The sequence below is a fragment of the Herbaspirillum hiltneri N3 genome, assembly GCF_001267925.1.
GTDB lineage: Bacteria > Pseudomonadota > Gammaproteobacteria > Burkholderiales > Burkholderiaceae_D > Herbaspirillum > Herbaspirillum hiltneri.
Map to the genome: position 1 here is coordinate 2,878,400 of NZ_CP011409.1, position 22,597 is coordinate 2,900,996.

At 60.8% G+C, this 22,597-nt stretch carries 24 protein-coding genes; 7 read left to right on the forward strand and 17 right to left on the reverse strand.

Annotated features, from left to right (window positions below):
* The first annotated feature begins 19 nt into the window (after positions 1 to 19).
* Complete coding sequence (locus F506_RS13055) at positions 20 to 493, forward strand: universal stress protein (RefSeq protein ID WP_053198062.1); 474 nt, start codon at positions 20 to 22, stop codon at positions 491 to 493.
* A gap of 89 nt (positions 494 to 582) precedes the next feature.
* Here the strand turns inward: F506_RS13055 and F506_RS13060 are convergent, their stop codons facing one another.
* The 3 genes from F506_RS13060 to phbB all read right to left on the reverse strand — a co-directional run bounded on the left by F506_RS13060 (position 583) and on the right by phbB (position 2,408).
* Positions 583 to 1,131 (reverse strand): hypothetical protein, encoded by a 549-nt coding sequence (locus F506_RS13060; protein WP_053198065.1) that lies wholly within the window; start codon positions 1,129 to 1,131, stop codon positions 583 to 585.
* A gap of 83 nt (positions 1,132 to 1,214) precedes the next feature.
* Entirely contained in the window at positions 1,215 to 1,637 is a 423-nt protein-coding gene (locus F506_RS13065; RefSeq protein WP_053198066.1) for a bacteriohemerythrin, read from the reverse strand.
* A 45-nt stretch (positions 1,638 to 1,682) separates the two neighbouring features.
* A complete protein-coding gene (gene phbB, locus F506_RS13070; RefSeq protein WP_053198068.1) occupies positions 1,683 to 2,408 on the reverse strand; it encodes an acetoacetyl-CoA reductase in 726 nt (241 codons plus the stop codon).
* 300 nt (positions 2,409 to 2,708) lie between these two features.
* Here phbB and F506_RS13075 point away from each other — a divergent pair, with 300 nt between their 5' ends.
* On the forward strand, positions 2,709 to 3,533 hold the full coding sequence (locus F506_RS13075; RefSeq protein WP_053198070.1) for a universal stress protein: 825 nt from the start codon (positions 2,709 to 2,711) through the stop codon (positions 3,531 to 3,533).
* 40 nt (positions 3,534 to 3,573) lie between these two features.
* On the opposite strand, the gene F506_RS13080 is transcribed toward F506_RS13075, so the two are convergent.
* The 6 genes from F506_RS13080 to eat form a co-directional block, all read right to left on the reverse strand.
* Positions 3,574 to 4,359, reverse strand: a complete 786-nt coding sequence (locus F506_RS13080; RefSeq protein WP_083457854.1) for a potassium channel family protein — start codon at positions 4,357 to 4,359, stop codon at positions 3,574 to 3,576.
* Between the two features lie 114 nt (positions 4,360 to 4,473).
* Positions 4,474 to 5,163 carry a hypothetical protein gene (locus tag F506_RS13085; RefSeq protein WP_144424053.1) on the reverse strand — a complete coding sequence of 230 codons (690 nt, stop codon included), beginning with the start codon at positions 5,161 to 5,163 and terminating at the stop codon, positions 4,474 to 4,476.
* Positions 5,164 to 5,266: 103 nt separating this feature from the next.
* Positions 5,267 to 6,112, reverse strand: a complete 846-nt coding sequence (eutC, locus tag F506_RS13090) for an ethanolamine ammonia-lyase subunit EutC (protein ID WP_053198077.1) — start codon at positions 6,110 to 6,112, stop codon at positions 5,267 to 5,269.
* A gap of 16 nt (positions 6,113 to 6,128) precedes the next feature.
* Complete coding sequence (locus tag F506_RS13095; RefSeq protein WP_053198079.1) at positions 6,129 to 7,526, reverse strand: ethanolamine ammonia-lyase subunit EutB; 1,398 nt, start codon at positions 7,524 to 7,526, stop codon at positions 6,129 to 6,131.
* 44 nt (positions 7,527 to 7,570) lie between these two features.
* A complete protein-coding gene (locus tag F506_RS13100) occupies positions 7,571 to 8,890 on the reverse strand; it encodes an HAD family hydrolase (RefSeq protein WP_053198080.1) in 1,320 nt (439 codons plus the stop codon).
* A 63-nt stretch (positions 8,891 to 8,953) separates the two neighbouring features.
* The gene (gene eat / locus F506_RS13105; protein WP_053198082.1) at positions 8,954 to 10,345 is read right to left on the reverse strand and encodes an ethanolamine permease; all 1,392 of its coding nucleotides are present in this window, start codon (positions 10,343 to 10,345) and stop codon (positions 8,954 to 8,956) included.
* A gap of 221 nt (positions 10,346 to 10,566) precedes the next feature.
* Between eat and F506_RS13110 the strand changes: the two genes are divergently transcribed.
* Positions 10,567 to 11,559: a helix-turn-helix domain-containing protein gene (locus tag F506_RS13110; RefSeq protein WP_083457857.1), complete on the forward strand. Its 993-nt coding sequence runs from the start codon at positions 10,567 to 10,569 to the stop codon at positions 11,557 to 11,559.
* A gap of 6 nt (positions 11,560 to 11,565) precedes the next feature.
* On the opposite strand, the gene F506_RS13115 is transcribed toward F506_RS13110, so the two are convergent.
* From F506_RS13115 to F506_RS13130, 4 genes are read right to left on the reverse strand one after another with little or no spacing between them, the layout of a single operon-like run.
* Positions 11,566 to 11,934, reverse strand: coding sequence for a response regulator (locus F506_RS13115; RefSeq protein ID WP_053198083.1), 369 nt, complete (start codon positions 11,932 to 11,934; stop codon positions 11,566 to 11,568).
* Between the two features lie 34 nt (positions 11,935 to 11,968).
* Positions 11,969 to 12,520: a hypothetical protein gene (locus F506_RS13120; protein WP_053198087.1), complete on the reverse strand. Its 552-nt coding sequence runs from the start codon at positions 12,518 to 12,520 to the stop codon at positions 11,969 to 11,971.
* A 25-nt stretch (positions 12,521 to 12,545) separates the two neighbouring features.
* Entirely contained in the window at positions 12,546 to 13,265 is a 720-nt protein-coding gene (locus tag F506_RS13125) for a methyl-accepting chemotaxis protein (RefSeq protein WP_053198089.1), read from the reverse strand.
* A 56-nt stretch (positions 13,266 to 13,321) separates the two neighbouring features.
* Positions 13,322 to 15,739, reverse strand: coding sequence for an ATP-binding protein (locus tag F506_RS13130; protein ID WP_053198090.1), 2,418 nt, complete (start codon positions 15,737 to 15,739; stop codon positions 13,322 to 13,324).
* Positions 15,740 to 16,099: 360 nt separating this feature from the next.
* Here F506_RS13130 and F506_RS13135 point away from each other — a divergent pair, with 360 nt between their 5' ends.
* Positions 16,100 to 16,993 (forward strand): PCC domain-containing protein, encoded by an 894-nt coding sequence (locus F506_RS13135; protein WP_053198093.1) that lies wholly within the window; start codon positions 16,100 to 16,102, stop codon positions 16,991 to 16,993.
* Between the two features lie 181 nt (positions 16,994 to 17,174).
* On the opposite strand, the gene F506_RS13140 is transcribed toward F506_RS13135, so the two are convergent.
* Positions 17,175 to 17,756, reverse strand: a complete 582-nt coding sequence (locus F506_RS13140; RefSeq protein WP_053198094.1) for a DUF4142 domain-containing protein — start codon at positions 17,754 to 17,756, stop codon at positions 17,175 to 17,177.
* Between the two features lie 239 nt (positions 17,757 to 17,995).
* On the opposite strand from F506_RS13140, the gene F506_RS13145 reads away from it, so the two are divergent.
* Both F506_RS13145 and F506_RS13150 read left to right on the forward strand, forming a co-directional pair.
* Complete coding sequence (locus F506_RS13145; protein ID WP_053198096.1) at positions 17,996 to 19,702, forward strand: thiamine pyrophosphate-binding protein; 1,707 nt, start codon at positions 17,996 to 17,998, stop codon at positions 19,700 to 19,702.
* Between the two features lie 31 nt (positions 19,703 to 19,733).
* Positions 19,734 to 20,237, forward strand: a complete 504-nt coding sequence (locus tag F506_RS13150; RefSeq protein WP_053198098.1) for a GFA family protein — start codon at positions 19,734 to 19,736, stop codon at positions 20,235 to 20,237.
* 45 nt (positions 20,238 to 20,282) lie between these two features.
* On the opposite strand, the gene F506_RS13155 is transcribed toward F506_RS13150, so the two are convergent.
* Together F506_RS13155 and F506_RS13160 are read right to left on the reverse strand one after the other, a co-directional pair.
* Entirely contained in the window at positions 20,283 to 21,281 is a 999-nt protein-coding gene (locus F506_RS13155) for a cation diffusion facilitator family transporter (RefSeq protein ID WP_053198100.1), read from the reverse strand.
* Positions 21,278 to 21,559, reverse strand: a complete 282-nt coding sequence (locus tag F506_RS13160; protein WP_053198102.1) for a PQ-loop repeat-containing protein — start codon at positions 21,557 to 21,559, stop codon at positions 21,278 to 21,280. The genes F506_RS13155 and F506_RS13160 overlap by 4 nt, the downstream gene beginning before the upstream one ends.
* 142 nt (positions 21,560 to 21,701) lie before the next feature.
* Between F506_RS13160 and F506_RS13165 the strand changes: the two genes are divergently transcribed.
* Entirely contained in the window at positions 21,702 to 21,956 is a 255-nt protein-coding gene (locus F506_RS13165; RefSeq protein WP_053198105.1) for a hypothetical protein, read from the forward strand.
* A 6-nt stretch (positions 21,957 to 21,962) separates the two neighbouring features.
* Here F506_RS13165 and F506_RS13170 read toward each other — a convergent pair whose 3' ends face one another.
* Positions 21,963 to 22,550, reverse strand: a complete 588-nt coding sequence (locus F506_RS13170; protein WP_053198107.1) for a hypothetical protein — start codon at positions 22,548 to 22,550, stop codon at positions 21,963 to 21,965.
* Positions 22,551 to 22,597 lie beyond the last annotated feature (47 nt).

Here is a 22,597-nt window from a genome sequence, read left to right on the forward strand (position 1 = left end):
CACTTTTCAGGAGAACTTCATGTACAAAACCATTCTTGTACCTATTGACGGCAGCTCTACCGCTGAATCCGCCGTCAAAGAGGCGTCCCGGCTCGCGAGCTTATGCCAGGCACACGTGCACCTGTTACATGTACTGGACATGGCGACGATCAGTAACGGTTTTGAGGATCCGGATGTCTATATCAGTACAACCAGGCCCCTCGCACTCAAGGAAGCGGAAGAAATGCTGGCTCGTACTCGCGCGGTTCTTGAGAAATCGGGGATTGATGTGGATTGCGAAATCAAGGAATCGATGGGGGCGCACATTGCCGACGCGATCATCGAGCGTGCAATAGCCTGGAAATCAGACATCATCGTCATCGGCACACACGGCCGACGCGGAGTGCGCCGATTCCTGATGGGAAGTGACGCCGAGCAAGTTGCGCGAACCTCGCCCGTTCCGGTACTGCTGGTCAGAGGGAACGAAAATGCGTCAGCCCGTGCGGCGACGTGAATGAGAAACGGCATCATCGGCAAGAATTGCCGATGATGCCGCATGACCGTCCTGACGCATCAGGGCCCGTTAACAGGCCCGGAAGCAATTTATTTCCGGGTTCGCGTCCTGGCAGCTGAGCCGCCATTCTTTTCGCTTACGGGGTGCGTCAAATCCGTATCCTTCGCGCTCGCGACGCTGCCGGCCCATTGGGCATAACCCTTACTTGCTTGTGCGAGCATGTCCTGAATGAATGCGAGGGACTGCGCATTGGCGGCGGGAACATCGATCGCCGAACCGCGCATGGCCGCCATGTTTGCGGCATGCGCAGCGCGCTGCTGGGCGACGTCAAGCACTGCCGCCTGCATGTCCAGCATGATCTTCGCGATCTGCTGCCCATAGGCCGTCATATTTTCAAACTCCTTGCCGAGATGGGCCGAGTCCAGCCATTCCGGGACGGCATTGCCCTGAGTCTGGCTGAGTGCGCTGGACTTGGAAGTCCAGCTGGCAGCAGTTTGTTTCAGCGCGCAGAGGTTCAAGTCCGCAAAACGAAACGCCATATCCAGTGCATTCGCAGCAACCGCATTAAGAAAGCGCAGTTCTTCGTTGAACAAACGGCGAATATCGTCCTGGTTCTGGGGAGGGGAAAAGGGAAACATGGGAAACTCCTCGTTCTTTGGCCTTCGTCAGAAGGCATGAATCAGTGAATCTGCAAATTGCTTCGATGCGTTCCAATCGGCCGCTACAGCGCTGTGGCCACGGCATGGCTTGCGCCCCCGGTGCCAGCGCTGTTGAGCGCCTTGACCAGTGCCGCATCCATTCTGACAAGATGATTCAAAAACCATTGCGGAAGCATGTTGAGCACTTGCCGCGGCAGCACATAATCGCCACTCATCGCTTTAGGCGTCACGTGGTGCAATGTACTCAGCAGATCGGCATGCTCTTGCCGATGTGCGCGCAACTCGGGATAGTTCATGCGTTCCATCAATGTTTCTTCTTCCCGAAAATCGGTCTCCAGCAGGGCCACGATGTGCTGCAGACGTGCAGTAAATTCATGATCGGGGGCCATCATGATTTCGGTAAGTTCCTGAATCAACGCCTTGTGTGCGTTGTCCATCTCGACGATGCCAAGAGACATCTGTGGTGACCAGGTCAGTGCTTCCATTTTCGACTCCTGCGTGAATCAATTCTTAATATAGAGCGTCCGACGTCACGCCATGAACTGACCGCCGTTAATATCCAGCGTTGCCCCCGTAATGAATCCTGCTGCATCATCAGCCAGAAATACGACCAGTCGCGCAATATCGCCGCCATTCCCAAGACGTCCGACTGGAATAGTGGCAACGATTTTCTCCAGCACATCCTTGGGAACAGCAGCCACCATGTCCGTATCGCAATATCCCGGGGCGATTGCGTTGACGGTGATGTTCTTCCGGGCGCTTTCCTGGGCGAGCGATTTGGTAAAACCCAGGATCCCGGCTTTGGCGGCGGCATAGTTTGCCTGCCCTATCTGGCCACGCTCGCCATTGACGGAGCTGATGTTGACGATCCGGCCGAAACCGCGTTCACGCATGCCTTCGATGACATTGCGCGACATGTTGAACACGGAGCCAAGATTGGTGCCGATGACGTCTCCCCATTGCTCCGGCGACATGCGGTGCAACACGGCATCCCTCGTGATGCCGGCATTGTTTATCAGCACATCAATCGGCCCGATTTCATTTTCAACTTGCCGAACGCCGTCAGCGCACGCAGAAAAATTGCTGACATCCCAGCAAAATACCGGAATGGATGTTTTTTCCTTGAATGCCCGCGCTGCGTCCGCATTGCTGCGATGTACTGCCGCGACGCGATATCCTGCGTCGCGCAAAGCAATAGCAATCGCGGCTCCCAGCCCTCGGGTGCCACCCGTTACCAATGCGACTTTGGCATTCATTTTATGCAATCCTCGACAAGATTTGACGGCGTACGCCCTACTTCGATTGACTGTAGTACATCACCGTTTCTTCTTTTTGATCCACGTCAAAAGAATCAGATTTCCTGGTCCGATACGATCCATTCAATGAGCTCTGCCGGCATGTTTTTGGAAAGACAGGAAGAAACAGCTTGGCCGCCTGAAACGCTTGCGGCATTTGATGTACGTCAATCCACGACAGCGTACCCGATGCTATTTTGAAGGTGAATTTGCAGTGTTTTTTCCGCCACGCAAACCATCTCCAAAACCAAAGGTGATCCCATGTCCTATAAAACCATCCTCGTCTACATCGATCAATCCAGCCATTGCGCCGGCCGCATTAAAATTGCTGCTGAAATTGCCATTGCACATGACGCGCATCTGGTCGGCGTCGCGGTCACCGGCATCTCGCGTTTCATCTATCCGGACGGCATGGTTTTTGTCACTTCAGTGATCGACGGCTTGCGTGAACGTGCTCAGCGCAGTCTCGATCGGTTTGAGGAAACGGTAAAACGGATTGGTGTAAATTCCTACGAGAGCCGTATCAGCGAAGACGACGCTCAAGGTGCGCTCGCACAGCAGGCTCGTTACAGCGACCTGATCGTGGTGAGTCAAATAGACCTCAATGAACGAGACGGAGCCGACATCTCTGATTTGCCCGAGTACGTCATGCTGAATTCGTCACGCCCCGTGCTCACGATTCCCTATGCGGGGACGTTCGAAAATGTCGGTCGCAACGCATTGATCGCATGGGACGGCAGCATGGAGGCAACGCATGCGATCACAAATGCAATGCCCATGCTGAAGAAAGCACACAATGTCACCATTGCCTTGTTTAATGCAGCGCGTCAATTCGACGTTCACGGCGAACAGCCCGGCGCCGACATCGCTCTCTATCTGGCCAGGCATGGCGTGAAAATCGATGTGGTGGAGGAACGCACCGAGATCGATGTCGGCAATGCCTTGCTCTCACTGGCAGCGGACAAGGGGGCTGATCTGCTCGTCATGGGCGGGTACGGGCATTCCAGATTCCAAGAAGTGCTGTTAGGTGGCGTAACCTCGACGATCCTCGATACGATGACGCTGCCGGTCCTGATGTCGCATTGATTCCGCCATCATAAGGAGCCGCAGGCGTTTCTTCGGCTCCTTACGCCTCTTCTTGCCGCGACTCGCCCTGCGAAGGCCGTCCCGAAAGGCCGTCACGCAATTCCTTGCGCAAAGCGGCAATTTCGGATCGCAGCATGCGTGTGTCGACGTGCAATTCGTGACGCAGGCGTTTCTCATCCTCTCCCACAAGAATCGCAGAAATACTCGCAGTGAATACCGAAAACAAGGCGTAGCCTAACAAAACGATAAATACGGCGAATATCCTGGAAGCCGGAGTGGACGGGACGAGATCACCATAGCCCAATGTGGCGCCGGTCAAAAACGCCAGCCATACGCCGTCGGCGTAGGTGTGGATTTTTGGCTCAAGCAGTAGAAATCCCTCTCCGGCAATCGCGAGCAGAAAGAGAGAGAAGGCGCCGATCTGTAAAAGCCGATGCGGAGCGACGTATCTCGCCAGCAAAGTGGACAGCCGCAAAAAGACAATTACGCAGTAGGTCAGGCGCAATAGCCACTCGATAAAATTCCATGACGGCGCGTAAGTCACTGTGCTGGCAACGGCGCCGAAAAATATCAATAAATCTATCGCAACCAGGCTTTTGAACTTCGGGGCCGACGGCTTTTTTCGATAACGCGTGCACAACTCCAGGAAAATCAGCAGCGCAACGACTGCATAAAGCCATCGTCCCGTATCCCGGTACGGGGACAAATCCCCGTTCAAAACAAGATAGAAGGCTGGAATGCTGACTAGCAAGGCAACCGGAAGCAACGGCGTCGAAACCGAGGGAACATGCTCCTGTCGCCGGGATGAAAACTCTTTTTCTGACATGGCAGCCTCGCAAGGAAGGGCAGAGCAACTGTACGCTGTCTACTATGCTCCTTGGCAAGGTTCGATGGCTTGAGATAACTCAAAACCCTTCGATCTTTCTCTTCAGAAGTATCGTTACACCGCGCCATCGTCCTTCTTCAGCGCCTCTGCCAGCCTGGACTTGAGACCCAGATCCCGATTGTCGTCGTCATCTTTCCGCTTCTCGACAGTGACTGCGTGCGTGACCTGATATTTGGTATATGCCGCCAACAGGTCTGCGCGGAAGTCCTTGGTGTCCTTGACCGGTTGCCATCCCTTGGCGCCCATTTCGTCAACACCGATGGCGGCGCCGTTGAAACTGAGGCTGTAGGTGTCGTTGGCCTCCTCGTCCAGAAAATCTGCGGCGAAGGCTTCCATGCCGGGGCTGGAGGATTTGCCAAGGAAGTCGCGAACCACGTCCTTCAACGCATTTTTACGCGCCATGTCCTGCTGGCCGATCATGCCGTTGAGCGTGGTTTCCAGCGCCGGATTGGCTTGCAGCATGGCCTGGAACTTGGCGTTGCGGTTGTCGCCGGACAGCTCGAGGCCATTGGCGCCGGTGGTGATGCGCAGGGCCGGCGGCACCGAAATGCCGAACTGGGACAGCGCGGCGCTCAGGGCGGCAACGGCGGCAGCGTCAGGGCTTGGAGCGACAGCCTGGGTTTCCGAGGCCTTGGCTTGCGCGCTCAACAAGACGCCGCTGAATGGCGCGTTGGTGATGGTTGGGGACCGCCCTTTGGCGCTGGCGAACAAGGACAGCTCGTCCTGACTGGCTACTCTTAACATTTTCTCTCCCGCTGAATGGCTACCGATATTGATTATTGTGAGACGGTCGCCGCAAGTATAACGAAAAACTGCTTTTCCGTTGCCGCGCAGAACGCGTGGAATGTCAGGGCTCCGGATCGTCAACCAACAGGAAGTTCATCCCCGGCGGCGCCAGCACCTGCGGGTCTCCCGCACTCTCGTCCTTGAGCCCGACGCCGGTCAATCCGCGCCTGTGCGCTTCCGCCAGCAGATAATCGAGTTTGCCGGCGGCCTCGTCATAGCGCATGCCTTCGGGCCGGACGTTGGAGATGCAATTGCGCTCGGCGTCGGTCATGCCCGTGCGCGGCATCCAGCTCAGGTACAAGCCCATGCTGTCGGGCGAACTGAGGCCTGGTCGTTCGCCGATCATGACCACCACCAGCCTGGTCCGCAACAGGCTGCCGATTTCGTCACCGATGGCGACGCGGCCCTGGCGCACGATGGTCGGCGGTGCCTGCGTCCAGCTGCGCGGTGCGATGCGTTGCTGGACTGCCTGCAGAAACGGTACGGCATTTCTGGCGATGGCCAGCGACGACAAGCCGTCGGCAATCACGAAGGCAAGATCGTAAATCCTGTCTTCCTGCGCTTGCGCAACCCCCACGGCACTGCTAAGCAGCGCGCGCGACGCGTCGCTCAGGCGTCTGCCGAGATCCGGACGCTGCAGATAGGTCAGGCGGTCGACGGCGGCGCTGTCGAGCACCTGACACGCTTCGGCGCCGGGGATGCCGGCTTGCAGCAATTGCGTGCGCAGGGTGTCGGCATCCAAGGCCAGGTGCACGGCGTCGCGCGCCTGCGCATGCGCCAGTTGGAAGGCCAGTTGCGGCGCGGTCGGCAGGCTGACGCCAGCGCGGCCCAGGGCAATACGGGCGGCCGTGAACTGCCGCAGCGCTTGCCATGGGTTGTCGATGACGGGAGATTTGTTGTCAGGCATCGCCGCTGCTCCGACCTCACGACAGACGCCGCAAGGCGTCGCGAAAGGTGGGCGGCAAGCCATCGTTGAGGCGAAACTGCGGCTCGCTGCTGAAGATCTGCATGCGCTGCAGCCATGCCTCGAATTCGGGCGCCGGCGCCAGTCCGAGCACCCGCCGCACATACAGGGCGTCGTGGAATGAAGTGGTCTGATAGTTGAGCATGATGTCGTCGGACCCGGGAATGCCCATGACGAAGTTGCACCCCGCCGTCGCCAGCAAAGTCAACAGGTTGTCCATGTCGTTTTGATCCGCTTCGGCGTGGTTGGTATAGCAGACGTCGCACCCCATCGGCAGGCCGAGCAGTTTGGCGCAGAAATGGTCTTCCAGTCCGGCGCGGATGATCTGCTTGCCGTCGTAGAGGTACTCGGGACCGATGAAGCCGACCACGGTGTTGACCAACAGCGGCTTGAACTTGCGCGCCACCGCGTAGGCACGCGCTTCGCAGGTCTGCTGATCCATGCCGTGGTGAGCGCCCGCCGACAGCGCGCTACCTTGCCCGGTTTCAAAATACATGACGTTGTCGCCGACCGTACCGCGCCCCAGCGACAGCGCCGCGCCGCGCGCCTCCTCCAGCAAGGCCAGGTCGATGCCGAAGCTGCGATTGGCGGCCTCGGTACCGGCGATCGACTGGAACACCAGGTCGACCGGCGCGCCGCGTTCGATGGCGGCAATGGTGTTGGTCACGTGGGTCAACACGCAGGACTGCGTCGGAATCTCGTAACGCGCGATGATCTCTGCCATCATCGTGACCAGGTTGACCACTTGCGGCACGTTGTCAGTGGCGGGATTGATGCCGAATACGGCGTCGCCGCTACCGTACAGCAGGCCGTCCAGCAGGCTGGCTGCGATGCCGGTGGCGTCGTCGGTCGGATGATTGGGCTGCAGGCGCGTCGACAAACGTCCGGCCAGGCCGATGGTGTTGCGGAAGGCGGTGACGACGCGGCACTTCTTCGCCACCAGAATCAGGTCCTGATTGCGCATGATCTTGCTCACCGCAGCGGCCATTTCCGGCGTGATGCCGGGCGCTACTGCGCTGAGCGTCGCGCTGTCGACGTCGTCGCCCAGCAGCCAGTTGCGGAAATCGCCCACCGTCAGGTGGCTGATCGCGGCGAAGGCGGCGTCATCATGTCCGTCGATGATCAGGCGCGTTATTTCGTCGGCCTCATAAGGCACGAGCGCCTCGTTGAGGAAAGTGCGCAACGGCAGTTCCGCCAGGGCCATCTGCGCCACCACGCGTTGCTCCGCGCTGGCGGCGCCGACGCCCGCCAGCATGTCGCCGGAACGCAGTGGCGTCGCCTTGGCCATCAGGTCCTTGAGATCGCGGAACTGGTGCGTGATGGCGCCGACGGTATGGCTGAACTGATAGGACGGCACGTTTCCTTTTCCTCAGATGATCCCAACCAAGTTCTGTCAGGCGGTCAAACAGTCAACGAGGGCGTCGTCTTGCCGTACTTGATGCTGGTTTCCACGGGCAGCCAGTTGCCGGTCGACTCTTGCCTGCCTTGCAACAGGAAGCGCGGCTGACTTGCGGAAATCTGCGCCGCCGCCAGTTTCGACAACTCGCCGATCTTGCCGTTCTTCATGCGGTTGACGATCAGGCCGTAGCGCGTGTCGGCGAAGTCCCTCAGCATATCGTAATCGCCATCGCTGTCGCCCGCCACGAAAATCGGCCCGTAGCCTTTGGCTGCGACCAGTTCGCTTTTGATCGCCACCGTCTTGCCCGGGCCCCAGGTCAGCGGCCAGTTCTTCAGGTAAGCATTCTTGTAATTGCTGCCGTCGCGTTCGAGGCGCAGGCCGATGATGTTTTCGCGGGCCACGTTGTAACCGTATTTCGGATTGGTCGCGAACACCGCCACCACGTCCTCGAGCGAGGCGGTGCACACGTAGATGTCGATGCCGTGATCGCGAAACGTATCCATCATGCCGCCGATCTCGGTACAGAGGCGGATGCCATGGAAATGGCCGACGCTGACCACGCCGGCCTTGCCGGGACGGTCGGCGGGGCTGGTGTATTTGACCTTGCTGAGCGCCGCGCCCAGGGCCGCATCGTTGGATGCCTCCGCCAGCGCCGACACTTCAGCTACGGTCATGTTGGCGAAGAAATAAATCACCCACGGATAGCCGACATTGACGCCGTGGGTATCGTTGACGGCTTCATACAGGTAATACAGCTTGGCGCGGAAGTCGAGGAATTCGCTGGTCGCGCTGATTTCTTCGAGCGACTTGCCGCCGGTGAAGCCTTTGTAGTTCGCATGCAGGAAAGCGTAATCGGCATCCAGGTCGGCGCAGATGGAATCGAGATCCACCACCTTGCCTGCGGCATTCTTGAAATCCGCCGTGAAAGGCCCTGGCGGGACGTTCTGGCGGATGATCGCGCTGAATTCAGCCGGCGTGAGCTTGAACGACAAGGTGTTGATCTGGTGCATCAGCAGCGCTTCTTCGCAATCGTTCATGATGCTGGTGTTGTCCCAGTCGAACACGGCGTAGGGCTTCTTGCCGCTCTTGTAGCTGCGCGACGTATTGCCATACGCGGCAATCATCTGCTCCATCATGTCACGATTGCGTGGCGCCCATTTGGCGCGATCCAGGCCGATCGGCGCCTTGGCTGATTTTGCTTGCGCGGCCAGCGGCGCGCCGACCATGGCGACGCCGGCGGCAGAAGCCAGCGCGCGTCCCAGAAATCCCCGTCGCGCGATTGCCACTGTCATCGGCGCGTTTCCCTGTTGATTATTTTTCATGTAATGGACTCTCTTGTTGGTAACTTTTGGTGACTCAAAGGTGGATGAAACGCATTGCAAAAATCAGCCGTTGGCTTCAGGCGAGGCGGCGACCCCGACCGCGGCGCGCTGACCGCCTGTCATCAGGAAATAACCGTAGCCGAGCGCCAGAAACGCCAGGAAAATCACGAAAATAAGCAGGTTGTAATAGATCATGGTCGCCATGCAGACCAGCGCACCGAACAACGCGAACGCCGGGAAGATCGGATACAGCGGCGCCCGGAACGGTCGCGTCAAGCCCGCTTCGCTACGACGCAGCTTGAACAGGCTCAGCATGCTCAGGATGTACATCAGGATGGCACCGAACACCGACATCGTGACGATGTTGGCCGTCAGCGTCTGGCCGCCGATGGTGATCAGTTCGTCGCTGTAGATCGCTGCGATGCCGACTGCACCGCCGGCCAGGATGGCGCGATGTGGTGTCTTGAAGCGCGGATGCACCTTGGCGAAATAGGCCGGCAGGTAGGCCTCCCGCGACAAGGCGAAGATCTGCCGCGAGTAACCCAGGATGATGCCGTGGAACGACGCCACCAGGCCGAACAAGCCCAGCCACACCAGCATGTGCAGCCAGTTGCTGTTGGCGCCGACGATCAGCTTCATCGCCTGCGGCAGCGGATCATTGATGTTCGACAGCTTGCTCCAGTCCCCTGCTCCGCCAGCGAACAGCATCACGCCGATGGCCAGCACCACCAGCGTCAAGATGCCGGTGATGTAGGCGATCGGGATGGAGCGCCGTGGATCCTTGGCTTCCTCCGCCGCCATGGCGACGCCTTCGATCGCCAGGAAAAACCAGATCGCGAACGGGATCGCTGCGAACATGCCGGGGATCGAGGCCAGGCTGAAACTGTCGCTGCCGGACCAGCCGCCCTTGGTGAAATTGGCGAGCGAAAAGCCCGGCGACACCACGCCCATGAACACCAGCAATTCGAAGATCGCCAGCAGCGTCACACAGAGTTCGAAGGTCGCGGCGATCTGCACGCCGACGATGTTGAGCGTCATGAACACGAGGTAGGCGCCCAGCGCGGCAAGCTTGGGATCGACCGTCGGGAACTGCACGTTCAGATACGCGCCGATGGCCAGCGCAATCGCGGGCGGGGCGAACACGAACTCGATCAGCGTCGCAGCGCCGGCAAGGTAACCGCCGGTGGGACCGAACGCGCGCTTGCTGTAAGCGAACGGACCGCCCGCATGCGGGATCGAGGTGGTCAGTTCGGTAAAGCTGAAAATGAAGGTGGTGTACATCGCCGCGATGAACAGCGCGGTGACCGTGAAACCGAGCGTGCCGGCCGATGCCCAGCCATAACTCCAGCCGAAATATTCGCCGGAAATCACCAGCCCGACGGCGATGCCCCACAGCTGCAACGTGCTCAGCACCGGCTTGAGACCCGCATGCCGGCTGGATGTCGCTAAATCCATATCAATGCTCCTGTGCGATGGCGGATACGGTTGATCGGAGATCAACCTGACGGGGCAACGGCCACTGCGGGCATAACGTTTGCTTGCAAACGTTTTCATCGCCACCGGCATTGAATATAACAACCGGGAAAAACCGGCGTTATCGAAAATCGGCAAAGTTGCGCTCCTTGCACCATCCGGGAAATCATCATGCTCACTTGATCGGGATAAAGCTCTTGTCAATGTTCCATCACTCATCCTCGCCCGCCCGTCCGGGTGCACCGCCGGTGCACATCGGCGAGGTGCTGCGCACCGTTGTCGCGCACGACGTCGATGAGCACGCCCACAATCTGACCAACTGGGAACAACGCTACGACCAGATTACGCACGGTCGTTTTTGCGGGGAATTGAATGAATGGCAAGCGCACGGCTTGCAAATCTTCCGCGAGCGCAGCAGCCGCGCCGTGCTGCAGTCCTGCTGCGTCTGGCCGGATGCGTTCTGGTTCGGCATCGAGCCACAGGCGGGCGGCATGCGCATCAACGGCCGTCATGTCGGCGCCGGCATGATCATGACGCAGCCGGGCCATCGCGAATTCGAGCTGATGACGCCGGACGATCATGCCATCCTCGGCATCGTGATCCAGCGCAATACCCTGCTCGCCGCCGCCGATCGCCTGGGCTGCCGGATCGAATGGTCCAGGCTGGCCTCGGCGGAATTGCTGCATGTCGGCCAAGTCGCATTGGACACCTGTGCGCAGCACATCCAGACCTTGCTCGATCCGGCAACGCCGCACGGCGCGCACGCCATGCAGCAGGACCAGGTCGTCACGACACTGCTGGCGATGCTCGACGCCAGCGAAGTCGAGAGCGAAGCCTGCACCAGCCTGCTGCGGCGTCGGCGCATCGTCGGCGATGCGCGCGACTACGCGATGGGCAACAAGGATGAGCCGATCACGATTTCCATGCTGTGCGAACAGCTGCACGTGAGCCGTCGCACGCTGCAATATTGTTTTGAAGATGTGATGGGCATCAGCCCGATGACCTACCTGCGCTCGTTGCGCCTGAACGGCGTACGACGCCAGCTGATGCAGGGTGCCGCCGCCGGCGCATCGCATGCGGTCCGCATCGGCGACGTTGCCGCCGCCTGGGGATTCAGCAATTTCAGCCAGTTTTCCTGCGACTACAAGAAACTCTTCGGCGAGTCGCCGTCCAGCGCCCTGCGCACCGCTGCCTGAATAGGCTCAGGCGCCGACCAGCTTCTTGAACGTCGCCAGTACGGCGTCGCCCTTGAATGGCTTGACGATCCAGCCCTTGATGCCGGCGGCCTTGCCGCGCTCTTTCATGATCGGGGAATTCTCCGTGGTCAGCATGATGATGTTGACGGCGCTGTTGCCGAGTTCGCTGCGGATCTTTTCAGCCATGGTCAGACCGTCCATGTTGGGCATGTTGACGTCGGATACCACCAGCTTGATCGACGGATCGCCCTTGAGTTTGACGAGGCCGTCGCGACCGTCCACGGCCAGGGTCACGTCGAGGCCGTTCTTCTTGAGGAAATCGCCTACTTCGGCCCGGACCGTGCTGGAGTCGTCGACTACGAGGATTTGTGCCATGGTTTTTATGATTCTCTACGTTGGAGGAATGAAGTTAAAACAGTTCGAGTTCGCCGGTATCGCTGCCCAGCTCTTCTGCCGATACGGCAAAGTCGATATCGGCATAGGCCGAGACGCTCAGCGTGACGTGGAAGCGCGGCGAGCCATCCATGTCGACCGCGAAATGGCGCACGTGCTGGCAATTGAGGGTTTGCAGGTAGGCGGCGCAGTTGCTGTCGATGACATTGGGCGTGGACATGCCGATGTGCGGGAAGAAATTGCCGAGGTCGCGGTTCAGGATGCCGCAGCAGAGGTTGCCGCTTTCGGCGATGGCGTCCATGAAGGTCTGCTCGCTCATCTCGGCTTCAGCGATGTTGTTGATGCGTGCGAAATGGGCGCGCGTGGCGGCGTCTGGCGTGAAATAGAACATCGCCATCAGGCGGAACAGATAGGACGAGACCGTCAGCACCACCATCTTCTTCTCGGGGATCCCGGCGTCGTCGGCCAGCACCGACACCTCAACCGGTGTGCCGGACGGCGCCATGCCGGTTTTCAGCGATTGCATGAGCAGCGTGTCGAAGCCGTCTTTGGCGGATTGGGTCAGCATGTGCGCGTCCTCATTGTCTTCATCTTCAGGCGGCCAGCGCTTCTTTGGTTTTCTTGTTGATCAGGTCGAGGCCGATGACGGCGCCGATGATCATCTTGCCGCCCGCCTGCAGATCCTGGAACGTGGTGGTCGTGATCAGATCGTTCTGGTACAGGTTGGCGCGGTAGCTCTTGGACAGCTTCTCGGCGCGCTGCGCGAGGTCGCGTACTTCCGACGCCACCACGGCGAAGCCGCGACCGTAAGTGCCGGCGCGCGCTGCTTCGATCGAGGCGTTGAGCGCCACGATGATGACCTGGTTGACGATCAGTGCGAACTCGTCGTTCTTGCGATGCATCTCGCGGTTGTGAGTGATCAGCACGTTCATGTCGTCATGCCAGCGTTCGAAGGTGCGCATCAGGCCGAGCAGGTTGACGATGGTCTCCTGCGAGGCGTCGCAGTTCACCAGGACACGCGCAATACTCCGGGAATTCTGCGAACTGAGTTGCGCCACCACTTTCTCGGTGTCGCGCCGCGTCTGCTCCAGGCGCACGTCGTTGTCGCGGCGTTGCGCCTCCAGTTCCTGCCGGTGCGCGTCGATGTTCGCCTGATGTTCGTCCAGCGTCAGCTGAACGTTGCGCTTGAGCGCGTCGACCTGGTCGACATCGACCATGCGTCGCATGCGCATCTTCTGCCTTCTCAGCAGCAGGGCCAGCGGCACGCCGGACAGCAGCGCGCCCAGCACGACAAAAAGAATCTGGTTCAACATGAAACCTTCCTCGCGATAAATCCGTTACGACAATAGTGCTGCCCTGCTCTGCCCGTTCAGGCCACCTGCGGATCGCCCGCGGCGAGAATACTCACCGGCGCCGCCTGGTCGCTGTCCGGCAGCGGATAAGGGACGTCGATGCCGTCGACTTCCACGGCGACGTTTTCCGGCAGCAGGACATTGATCTGGAAGGCGCGGAAATCGGCTCCCTCGGCGTGGTCGAGGAACTCGATCTCGATGCGGCCGTGTTCCTGCGTCACGAAGTCCAGCACTGCGTCCATGCCGACGCCGCGGCCGGACACGTCGGTCACTTCGCTGCGCGTCGAGAAGCCGGCGCGCATGATCAGGCGCGCCAGCTCGGCGTCGCTGAGCACGGCGTCGGCGGCGATCAGTTCCTTCTCGACCGCGGTGCGGCGGATATGCGCCAGCGCCAGGCCGCGGCCATCGTCGGACAGCGCCATGTGCAGCATGTTGTCCATCACGCCGAGTTGCAGGCGGATCGTGCCGGTTTCATTCTTGCCCTTGGCCTGGCGCTCGTCCGGTGTTTCCAGGCCGTGATCCATGGCGTTGCGGATCAGGTGCATGAAGACATTCTTGAGCAGCGACGAGGCGTGGGTGTGGATGACATAGCCGTTGTCTTCGATCACGACGGCCGGTGCGGCCTTGCCGAGTTCGCTTGCCAGCGCCGGCAGCGAGTCGGTGACGCTGGCGAGGACGTCGGCCACCGGCTCTGTGCCGAGCAGGCGCAGCGTCTTGCGCACGGCATTGCGGACGGCGACCAGTTCATGCAGGTTGGAGGTGTTGACGGTCTCGAGGCGATGCAGGCTTTCCTGGATATGCTTGCGGTCGATGGTCAGGATGTGGCGCTCCACCGCCGCAGCCTGTTCCGGGGCTGCCTGGCGGCCCAGCGTGACTTCGTTGATGCGGGCGTAGCGATCAATGGCGACGCGTACACGGGCCAGATCCTGCAGCAGGCGTTCCTGATCCCAGACGGCGCCGGTTTCCGGATGGCGCAGGTCGTCGTAGTGCTCTTCGACGTCATGCACCACGTTGCTCAGGTGCAGCAGGCCGTAGGTGCGGCCGTTGCCCTTGATGGTGTGCATGTTGCGGAACAGCTTGGCGATGGCGAACGCCGTGGCTTCCGGATTCTGATGGACGATCTGCTCGTTCTCGTCAAGGAAACGGCGCGATGTGGCGATGAAGTCTTCGAATTTCGGCGCCGCGACGGCGAGGATTTCGCCGATCATTTCCAGTTCATGTTTCTGCTCGTTGGCTTCCGCCGCCAGCTTGCGCAGCTCGGTGACGTCGCGCACGCACAGCATCAGGCGGATCACGGTGTCGGCGTCGTCGGTGATCGGCGACCAGCTCAGGTCGAGGATCTTGACACGGCCGTCGGCCATCTTCTTCTCAACTTCGCCGACCATCAGGTGTTCGTTGAACTCGAAGTTCATGACGTCTTCGCCGATGCAGGCGCCGCCGATGGCCTCGATCTGCGACAAGGTGTCGGCGCCCAGCGACGTGCCGGCGAACACCAGCCCCATCAGGTCGCGGCCGGCGATGTCGGTGGTCTCGAACACGGTTTCGAGGAAGGCGGAATATTCCGGATGGACCTTGTTGCCGTCGACCACGGTCAGGATGCCCTGCGGGATGTTCTGCAGCATCGCTTGCATGTCGGCAGTCTTTTGCTTCACCAGCGCCGACGCTTCTTCGATCTTCTCGACCATGCCGTTGAAGGCGACGATGGAGTGGCCCACTTCATCCATGCGATCAACCGGCAGGCGGCGCGTGAAGTCCTGGCTGGAAGCGATCTCGGTCATCATGGTCTGCATGCGGCTGATCGGACCGGTGATCTGGCGGTATAGCAGGAAGCCGATCAGCGCCAGCGCGATCACCGCCACGGCGGTGACGGCGGAAATCGTGGTGGTGGTCGACGCCAGGTTCTGGTTCAGCGCAGCGATGGCGCTGTCCTTGCTGCGGTTCTTCTCGATGCGCAGCGTGTCGACCACGCCTTCCAGCTCGGCCTGGTATTGCACCACGTTGCCGAAGAAGGACGCCTGCGCCAGTGCATCCTTGCCGGCCAGCTTGAATTTGGCGGTGCTGTCGATGGCGCCGAAATAGTTGTCGAGGCCTTCCTTGGCCTGCTCGATCAAACCTTTCTGCGCCTGGCTTACGGCCTGCCCGGCCTGGAACTCCAGCGCTTTTTCGAGCGTGGCCTTCTTGGCGGCGAGCTTTTCATTTTCCTGGACCACCAGTTGTGCGTCGGTCTCGGCCACCATCACCATGGCTGCCAGCTGTACGTCCTTGAGCTGTCCCACCAGGTCCGACGAAGCCAGCACGCTCGGCACCACGCCTTCGGTCACCGACTTCACCTCCACTGCGCTGCTGCGCGACTGGAACACGGCGTAACCGCCGATGGCCGAAATGGCGATGAACGTGAGAATGACGAGCAAGGTAATGCGCAGACGGATAGTCATTTGTCTTTTCCCTGGAGAGACTGGCAAGCGGCACAAGTTGGGGACCGGTGGAGGTCGCACGCGCCGCTTTTTTGTGATGGCCGCATTGTTGCATTCAAGTATTACTACTCCATGACAACACGGGCCAAACAGGGAAACAGAACAAGTATTGCCGTACATCAATTAACTTTGACGCCAAGCGGCAGCGACAAAAAGAGAACGCTCATCCGGACGTGCGCGAAACAGCGTCGGCCGCGGTCGTTCGCTGGTCCGAAGACGCAAATCCGAAAGCCGGATACCATGTCCACTTGGCCGATCCGCCACCCACACCGACGACAAGCCGCGGCACGCATCGCGGCAACGAGGACACCAGGAGACCACATGCAGACACTCGAACAAGCCACCGCCCGCACCTTCGCACGCACAGCCCGCCATCCCGGCCCGCCCGACCCGGTGCGCATCGTCAGCCTGGCAGGTCCGGCCATGGCGGTGACGATTGCACTCGAAGCCGGCCGCAACCTGCGCGATGCGATCGCGATTCCGCTGGCAGCCGCAGGCATTGCCGGCGGCACGGTGCGCATCGAGAACCTCAAGGTCTCGCCCCACCACTACCTCATGCCGGCCTTGTCGCACGATGGCAAGCACGCCGCCTTTTACAGCGATCCGCACGAGGTCGCGGGCGGCGTCACGATCGAGCTGGCCTGCGCCACCTTCGGCCGTCGCGACGGCGCGCCGTTCGTGCATTGCCATGCGATATGGACTGACGAGCAGGGCCATCGCCGTGGCGGCCACATGCTGATGGACCAGAGCATCGTCGCCGAGACCGCGCCGGCGCAAGCCTGGGGCGTGCACAACGCCACCATGGAGACGCGCTTCGATCCGGAAACCAATTTCACCTTGTTCCACCCTGCCGTGGTGGCTGCGGAGACCGTGGACGGCGGCCGTCGCATCTTGCTGGCGCGGATCCGTCCCGATGAAGATCTGACCATGGCCATCGAGGAAGTCTGCCGCACCCACGGCATCAGGAACGCCGTCGTACGCGGCAGCGTCGGCAGCATCATCGGCGCGGAATTCGAGGACGGCCGCGTGATCGAGGATCGCGCCACCGAAATCCTGGTGCGCTCCGGCCGCGTAAGCCGGGGCCACGACGGTGTGCGGGCGCAGCTCGACATCGCCCTGATCGATCCGCGCGGCCACGTCTGCGAAGGCGTGCTGGCGCGCGGATGCAATCCGGTGCTGATCTGCTTTGAATTGGTGCTGGAAGAGATTGAATAAAGAGATTGAGTAAGACGGGGTAACCCGGAAATCCGGGCAAAAAAACTGCCGCCAGGTTCATGCAGTGGAACATGTGGGCCTGGCGGCAGGCGGGGGGGGCAACTCGGGGATACGGCAGTCTGCGGGTGGCTACGTGGTAACTATGTGGTGACTATGTGCAGATGCAGCTTATTTTTGCAGCTTATTTTTTTGCGTCCAGTTTTTCCTTTAGTGCGTTCGCCATGTCCAGGTGATGCTGCAGGTTAGGCAGCGTCTTGGCGGCGAAATCCTTGACATCCGGATCCTTGGCCTCGGCGGCATTCTTGCTGAACAGCTTGACCGCATCCTTGTGCGCCGAGACGCCGATCATGCTCACGTATTGTTTGTCGAACGTCGCGCCGTCAAGCTTTTCCAGCACCGCGATCTTGGCGCGCTGGGCCATGCTCGGTTCGGTCGGAGGTTCAACATTCTTGGTCGCGGCCAGCTTCTTCAGGTTGTCGCCGACCGTGGTGTGCTCGTCGACCATCAGCGTGGCGAAGCTTTTCACATCCGGATTGGTAGTCTTTTCCAGCGCGATCTTGCTGGCCTTGACCTCGGCGTTGCCGGCTTCGGCGGCGCTGTTGAGGAAGCTCTTGTCGGCGCGCGGTAATTCATCGGCGCGTGCATGGCCGATCATCAGCGCCAGGCCGGCGACGCTTACGGCGGTCACGCCCAATACCTTGATCAGCGTGCCGGAGCGGCGTGGTGTAAACATGCGGAACTGCGGACGGAAACTCGTCGACATGGTGTTTCTCCTTGAATTTGATGACTGACTGGCTGCGGACCCTGCCGCTGCAACATGGTGCCAATGTAGTGCACCGCGGGGCTCCGTCAAATCGGACAGCATCTCTGCTGCTTGTAAGAATTCAGGAGTCCGGGCGCACAGTTTGGAATTCCTACATCGATTTACCGCAGTTGCCGATACTGACGTCGCCAAGGCAGGCCTATGCTGGACAGCTACTACTCCACCCTGCCGAGGAAACCATGTCCACCACCGTCGCTGAAATGCTCGTTGAGACGCTCCACACCATCGGCGTGCGCCAGATATTCGGCGTCGTCGGCGATGCGCTCAATCCCTTCACCGAAGCCGTACGCAAGGACAAGCGCATCGAATGGATAGGCGTGCGCCACGAAGAAGGCGCCGCCCTGGCCGCCGCCGGGCAGGCCAAGCTCACCGGCAAACTGGCGGTCTGCTGCGGCACTACCGGGCCCGGCGCCAATCACCTGGTCGCGGGACTGTATGAAGCACGCAAGGACCACGCACCGGTGCTGGCGATTTCCGGCGGCGTACCGGCCAGCCGGCGCGGCATCGACTACCTGCAGGAAAACAATCCCGACCTCCTGTTCCGCGACGTCGCCTCTTACACACAGACCATCATCGATCCGGCGCAGACAGTGCAAGTCGTCCGTCAAGCCATCGCCCAGGCCTACCACCAGCGCGGCGTCGCCCACATCAGCATCCCGGCCGACGTCATCGGCGCCAAGCTGCCCGGCCCTGCCGCCGTGGCCAGCCTCAATGCGTTGCGTCCGCAACCGGAAGTGGCGCCGCCCGAGAGCGAAATCACCCAGGCGGCACAACGCATCGACGCCGCCGCATCGGTCGCGATCTTCGTCGGCAACGGCGCCCGCTCCGCTATCGGCGACATTGCCGTGCTGGCCGAAAAGCTGCAGGCGCCTATCCTCCATACCTTCCGCGCCAAGGACATGCTGCCCTACGATCATCCGCACTGGATCGGCGGTGTCGGCCTCATCGGCGGCGCTCCCGGCATGGACGCCATGCGCGACGCCGAGCTGCTGCTGATGCTCGGCACCGACTATCCCTATTCCGAATTCCTGCCCACGCGCACCCAGACCGTGCAGATCGACGAACGCGGATTCGTCCTCGGTCGCCGCATGCCGGTCGACCTCGGCATCACCGGCTCGGTCGGCCCGGCAGTGACGCAACTGCTGCAACAGGTGCAAGGAAAAACCGACACCACCTTCCTGCGCAAGGTCGGCGAACATCGCAAGCAATGGAACAAGACGCTCGAAAAGCACGCCATAGCGCCGCCTGATCCGGACAAGGGACCGATCAAGCCGCAATATCTTGCGCGCCGTCTGAGCGACCGCGCTGCGGAGGACGCCGTGTTCGTCGTCGATACCGGCGTGGTGACGCTGTGGTGCGGCAACTGGATCCGACAAAGCGGCCGCCAGCGTCTGCTCGCCTCCTTCAACAACGCCGCCGTCGGTACTTCGTTGGGCCAGGGCAACGGCATCCAGGCGCTGGACCGCAACCGCCAGGTGATCGTGGCGGCAGGCGACGGCGGCTTCACGATGCTGCTGGGTGAATTCATGACAGCGGTGGAACACAAGCTGCCGGTCAAGGTGGTGGTGTTCAACAACCGCGAATGGGGACTGGTGCATCTGGAAATGGAAGAAGCCGGCCTGCCCGCCTTCCAGGGGTCGGAGTTTCCCAATCTCGATTTCGCGCTGTTCGCCGGCGCTTGCGGAGCCCAGGGTTTCACCGCGAAGACGCCGGCGCAGCTGGAAGAAGCGCTGGGACCTTTCCTCGCCGCGCCCGGACCGGCTATCCTGAACGTATTCATCGATCCGTCCGAATTGCCCATCATGCCCCACATCAAGCTCGACCAGATCTGGCATTTCGGCATGGCCAAGGTCAAGGAAGCGATGATTTCAATGGGCGGCGGTTGAGCATGCCCGCGACTATCCAGACGAGGAAGACATGAAACTCAAGGGATCCTGCCACTGCGGCGCCGTCAGCTTCACGCTCAACAGCGACACGCCCTATCCTTACCAGCGCTGTTACTGCTCGATCTGCCGCAAGACCCAGGGCGGCGGCGGTTATGCAGTCAATCTGGGCGGCGACTTCCTCAGCCTCAAGGTCAAGGGCGCCGACGATGTCAGCGTCTATCATGCCCGCTTGAAACGCAAAGGCGAAAAGCGCGTCCACACCAGCACCGGCCAGCGCCATTTTTGCCGCCGTTGCGGCAGCGCGCTGTGGCTGTACGATCCGACCTGGCCGGACCTCGTGCATCCCTTCGCGTCCGCCATCGATACGCCCTTGCCGACGCCGCCCGAGTACACGCACTTGCTGCTGGATTACAAGGCGCCGTGGGTCGAGCTCAAGGCCGGACGCAAAGATAAGCAGTTCGCGCAATTTCCCCGGGAGTCGCTGCTGGAATGGCACCAGCGCCTCGGCTTCGCCGATGCCGATGCGCAAGACTGAGAGCTGCTCAGGGACTCCGATCCGTTTAGCGGCGCGTGTGCAGCGCTAAATCCTGGTCGGATCTTCGTGGCGCTGCTTGTGCAATGCATACTGAAAGCGCCCCGCCGTCTGCGGCTTGATGAACAGCGCCACGATCTCCGGGTGCAGCGCATGCAATCGCGTCTCCATTTCAATCACCAGCACTTCGATCTGCGGCGTGTTGAGGTCGTCTTCAAATTCCACGCTTAAGGCCGCCAGAATCTGATGCGGCGCCAGATGCACGGTCAAGACGCCGTTGGCGCCGACCACGCCATCCAGCGAGGTCGCTTCGGCCAGGATGGAATCCAGCACCTCCTGCCGCGCACGTTCACCGATCAGCAAGCCCTTGGTTTCCTGCCCCAGCACGGCCGCGGTCGCAGCCAGGATGACGCCGATCACGATGGAAGCGACGCCGTCCCAGGCCGGCACATTGAAATGCTGCGACAGCCAGATGCCGATGAAGGCGGCGGCGATGCCCAGCATCGCGGCGGTGTCTTCGAGCAACACGATGAAAGTCGGCGGATCCTTGCTGTGCCGGACCTCTTCGGGCAGGTCGGCAATGCGCTTCGGGCCCTTGAACTTGTGCAGCGTCAACAGCCAGGAACAGCCTTCGAAGATCGCCGCTGCCAGCAGCACCAGATAGCTGGCGAGGACGTTTTCCACCGGTTCGGGATCCATGATGTGATGGATGCCTTCGTAGATCGACAGCCCCGCGCCGAGCGTGAAGATCAGCACCGCCACCACGAAACTCCAGAAATAGACTTCGCGGCCGTAGCCGAGCGGATGGTCGTGATCGGGCCGCTGATTGGCGCGGCGCAAGCCGTACAGCAGCAGGAGTTCGTTGCCCATGTCGACCAGCGAATGGATGCTTTCGCTCAGCATGGCCGAACTGCCCGTCCATACCGCCGCCCACAGCTTGGTGAGCGCGACGAGGAAGTTGCCTGCGAGTGCGGCGTAAATCACCAGCCGCGACGATGCGGCGGGTTGCTGCAGGCGGCTATGTATTTGCCGGGAGGAAGCAGTCATCCGCCGTCCTTTGTCCCCTGGGGCGCACGCCGGCGATTGCGCAGGTACACCACTTGCCCCACCAGCGCCGCGCACAAGGTCGCGGCGTTGGACGCTACGAACACCCAGTTGCCGACGCTGGCGCTATAAATCACAAAGCCGGTCGAGGTCGCCAGTTGGCCGACAAACATCCAGTGCGATACTCCTTTAGTGCTACCGCTACGCCATTGCGTGAAGACCTGGGCGGATACCGTCAGCAACAGCAGCAAGGCGCTGATCCATCCTACGAGATCCATCATCGCGGCCTTCTTTCTTCGATTGTGTTTGCGTCTGCGCGTCCTACAATGCAATCAGGCACAGTCCGATGCCGGTCCGGCGCCACAGGCATTAGGCTTGCTCATGACATGCCGTCATCACGTGCCAACCCGCAAGGAGTGATCCATGAATGCCCATCCCGACGAACCGCAAGCCCGCGAACAATATGCCGATGAACTGAGGCGCCGTTATCGCGAGCTGCGCCGCTGGGCCGTGGAAAACTGGCCCAACACCACGCAGCCGCTCCAGGCATCCGACTTCATCGCCACTGACCGCGAGTTGCAATTGCTGCTTGGCGCACGCCTGAACGCCGGCCAGCGCCCGGATCAGCGCCCCGCCGATGCCCCGTATGAAGACGTCACGCCGATGCCCTGGCCTTGAGCCTGATCAAATCCGGCCTGTGTAAGAGCGATTGCCCTGCAGATCGACATAACGCGGCGGCGCCAGCGGGTCGAAATCGTCCCAGTCGCCATGTACGATATGGCCTTCGCTGCGCTCGATGTCGGCCGCCTTGAGCGAATGCAGCAAGGCGATGGCTTCGTTTTCCTGCGGCGTGCCTTCCACCGCAACGGCCACGCGCATGCCGGCCTTGCGCACTTCCTTTTCCTGCGTATGGCGACCGCCCTCATCGGTGTCGTCGGTTGCGTTGAGCGAGCCCACCAGCGAGCCCAGATGCGCGCCGACCAATCCGCCCAGCACCGGTCCGACAGGGCCGGTCACGGGAGCAGTCGCCGACCCTGCCGTAGCGCCGACCACTACGCCGGTAGCGGCTCCCGCCGCAACACCTGCCGGAGTGTCTTTCGCCCCGGGCGATTCGTCGCGGTCGCCTCCGACGAGATAGGTATCGTGCTGGCCGGCGGGATTGAGATAGAAGGTGGTGATCATCTCGCGGGGATAGCCGGCCTGCACCAGCTCGTCCACCGCGTATTCGGTCTCATCCACCAGTTGAAATCTGCCTACGATGATCGATGACATTTGAATCTCCTTGCAATGTAAGTCGGCCAACTTCGTTGCCCTGCCTT

What these genes read in the sequence shown, in the direction of transcription:
- F506_RS13130 (WP_053198090.1), bottom strand. Translation starts at nt 15,739, where the DNA reads ATGACTATCCGTCTGCGCATTACCTTGCTCGTCATTCTCACGTTCATC.
- F506_RS13055 (WP_053198062.1), top strand. Translation starts at nt 20, where the DNA reads ATGTACAAAACCATTCTTGTACCTATTGACGGCAGCTCTACCGCTGAA.
- F506_RS13170 (WP_053198107.1), bottom strand. Translation starts at nt 22,550, where the DNA reads ATGTCATCGATCATCGTAGGCAGATTTCAACTGGTGGATGAGACCGAA.
- phbB (WP_053198068.1), bottom strand. Translation starts at nt 2,408, where the DNA reads ATGAATGCCAAAGTCGCATTGGTAACGGGTGGCACCCGAGGGCTGGGA.
- F506_RS13065 (WP_053198066.1), bottom strand. Translation starts at nt 1,637, where the DNA reads ATGGAAGCACTGACCTGGTCACCACAGATGTCTCTTGGCATCGTCGAG.
- eat (WP_053198082.1), bottom strand. Translation starts at nt 10,345, where the DNA reads ATGGATTTAGCGACATCCAGCCGGCATGCGGGTCTCAAGCCGGTGCTG.
- F506_RS13110 (WP_083457857.1), top strand. Translation starts at nt 10,567, where the DNA reads ATGTTCCATCACTCATCCTCGCCCGCCCGTCCGGGTGCACCGCCGGTG.
- eutC (WP_053198077.1), bottom strand. Translation starts at nt 6,112, where the DNA reads ATGCCTGACAACAAATCTCCCGTCATCGACAACCCATGGCAAGCGCTG.
- F506_RS13100 (WP_053198080.1), bottom strand. Translation starts at nt 8,890, where the DNA reads ATGAAAAATAATCAACAGGGAAACGCGCCGATGACAGTGGCAATCGCG.
- F506_RS13120 (WP_053198087.1), bottom strand. Translation starts at nt 12,520, where the DNA reads ATGCTGACCCAATCCGCCAAAGACGGCTTCGACACGCTGCTCATGCAA.
- F506_RS13075 (WP_053198070.1), top strand. Translation starts at nt 2,709, where the DNA reads ATGTCCTATAAAACCATCCTCGTCTACATCGATCAATCCAGCCATTGC.
- F506_RS13125 (WP_053198089.1), bottom strand. Translation starts at nt 13,265, where the DNA reads ATGTTGAACCAGATTCTTTTTGTCGTGCTGGGCGCGCTGCTGTCCGGC.
- F506_RS13115 (WP_053198083.1), bottom strand. Translation starts at nt 11,934, where the DNA reads ATGGCACAAATCCTCGTAGTCGACGACTCCAGCACGGTCCGGGCCGAA.
- F506_RS13155 (WP_053198100.1), bottom strand. Translation starts at nt 21,281, where the DNA reads ATGACTGCTTCCTCCCGGCAAATACATAGCCGCCTGCAGCAACCCGCC.
- F506_RS13135 (WP_053198093.1), top strand. Translation starts at nt 16,100, where the DNA reads ATGCAGACACTCGAACAAGCCACCGCCCGCACCTTCGCACGCACAGCC.
- F506_RS13140 (WP_053198094.1), bottom strand. Translation starts at nt 17,756, where the DNA reads ATGTCGACGAGTTTCCGTCCGCAGTTCCGCATGTTTACACCACGCCGC.
- F506_RS13060 (WP_053198065.1), bottom strand. Translation starts at nt 1,131, where the DNA reads ATGTTTCCCTTTTCCCCTCCCCAGAACCAGGACGATATTCGCCGTTTG.
- F506_RS13145 (WP_053198096.1), top strand. Translation starts at nt 17,996, where the DNA reads ATGTCCACCACCGTCGCTGAAATGCTCGTTGAGACGCTCCACACCATC.
- F506_RS13085 (WP_144424053.1), bottom strand. Translation starts at nt 5,163, where the DNA reads ATGTTAAGAGTAGCCAGTCAGGACGAGCTGTCCTTGTTCGCCAGCGCC.
- F506_RS13080 (WP_083457854.1), bottom strand. Translation starts at nt 4,359, where the DNA reads ATGTCAGAAAAAGAGTTTTCATCCCGGCGACAGGAGCATGTTCCCTCG.
- F506_RS13165 (WP_053198105.1), top strand. Translation starts at nt 21,702, where the DNA reads ATGAATGCCCATCCCGACGAACCGCAAGCCCGCGAACAATATGCCGAT.
- F506_RS13160 (WP_053198102.1), bottom strand. Translation starts at nt 21,559, where the DNA reads ATGATGGATCTCGTAGGATGGATCAGCGCCTTGCTGCTGTTGCTGACG.
- F506_RS13150 (WP_053198098.1), top strand. Translation starts at nt 19,734, where the DNA reads ATGAAACTCAAGGGATCCTGCCACTGCGGCGCCGTCAGCTTCACGCTC.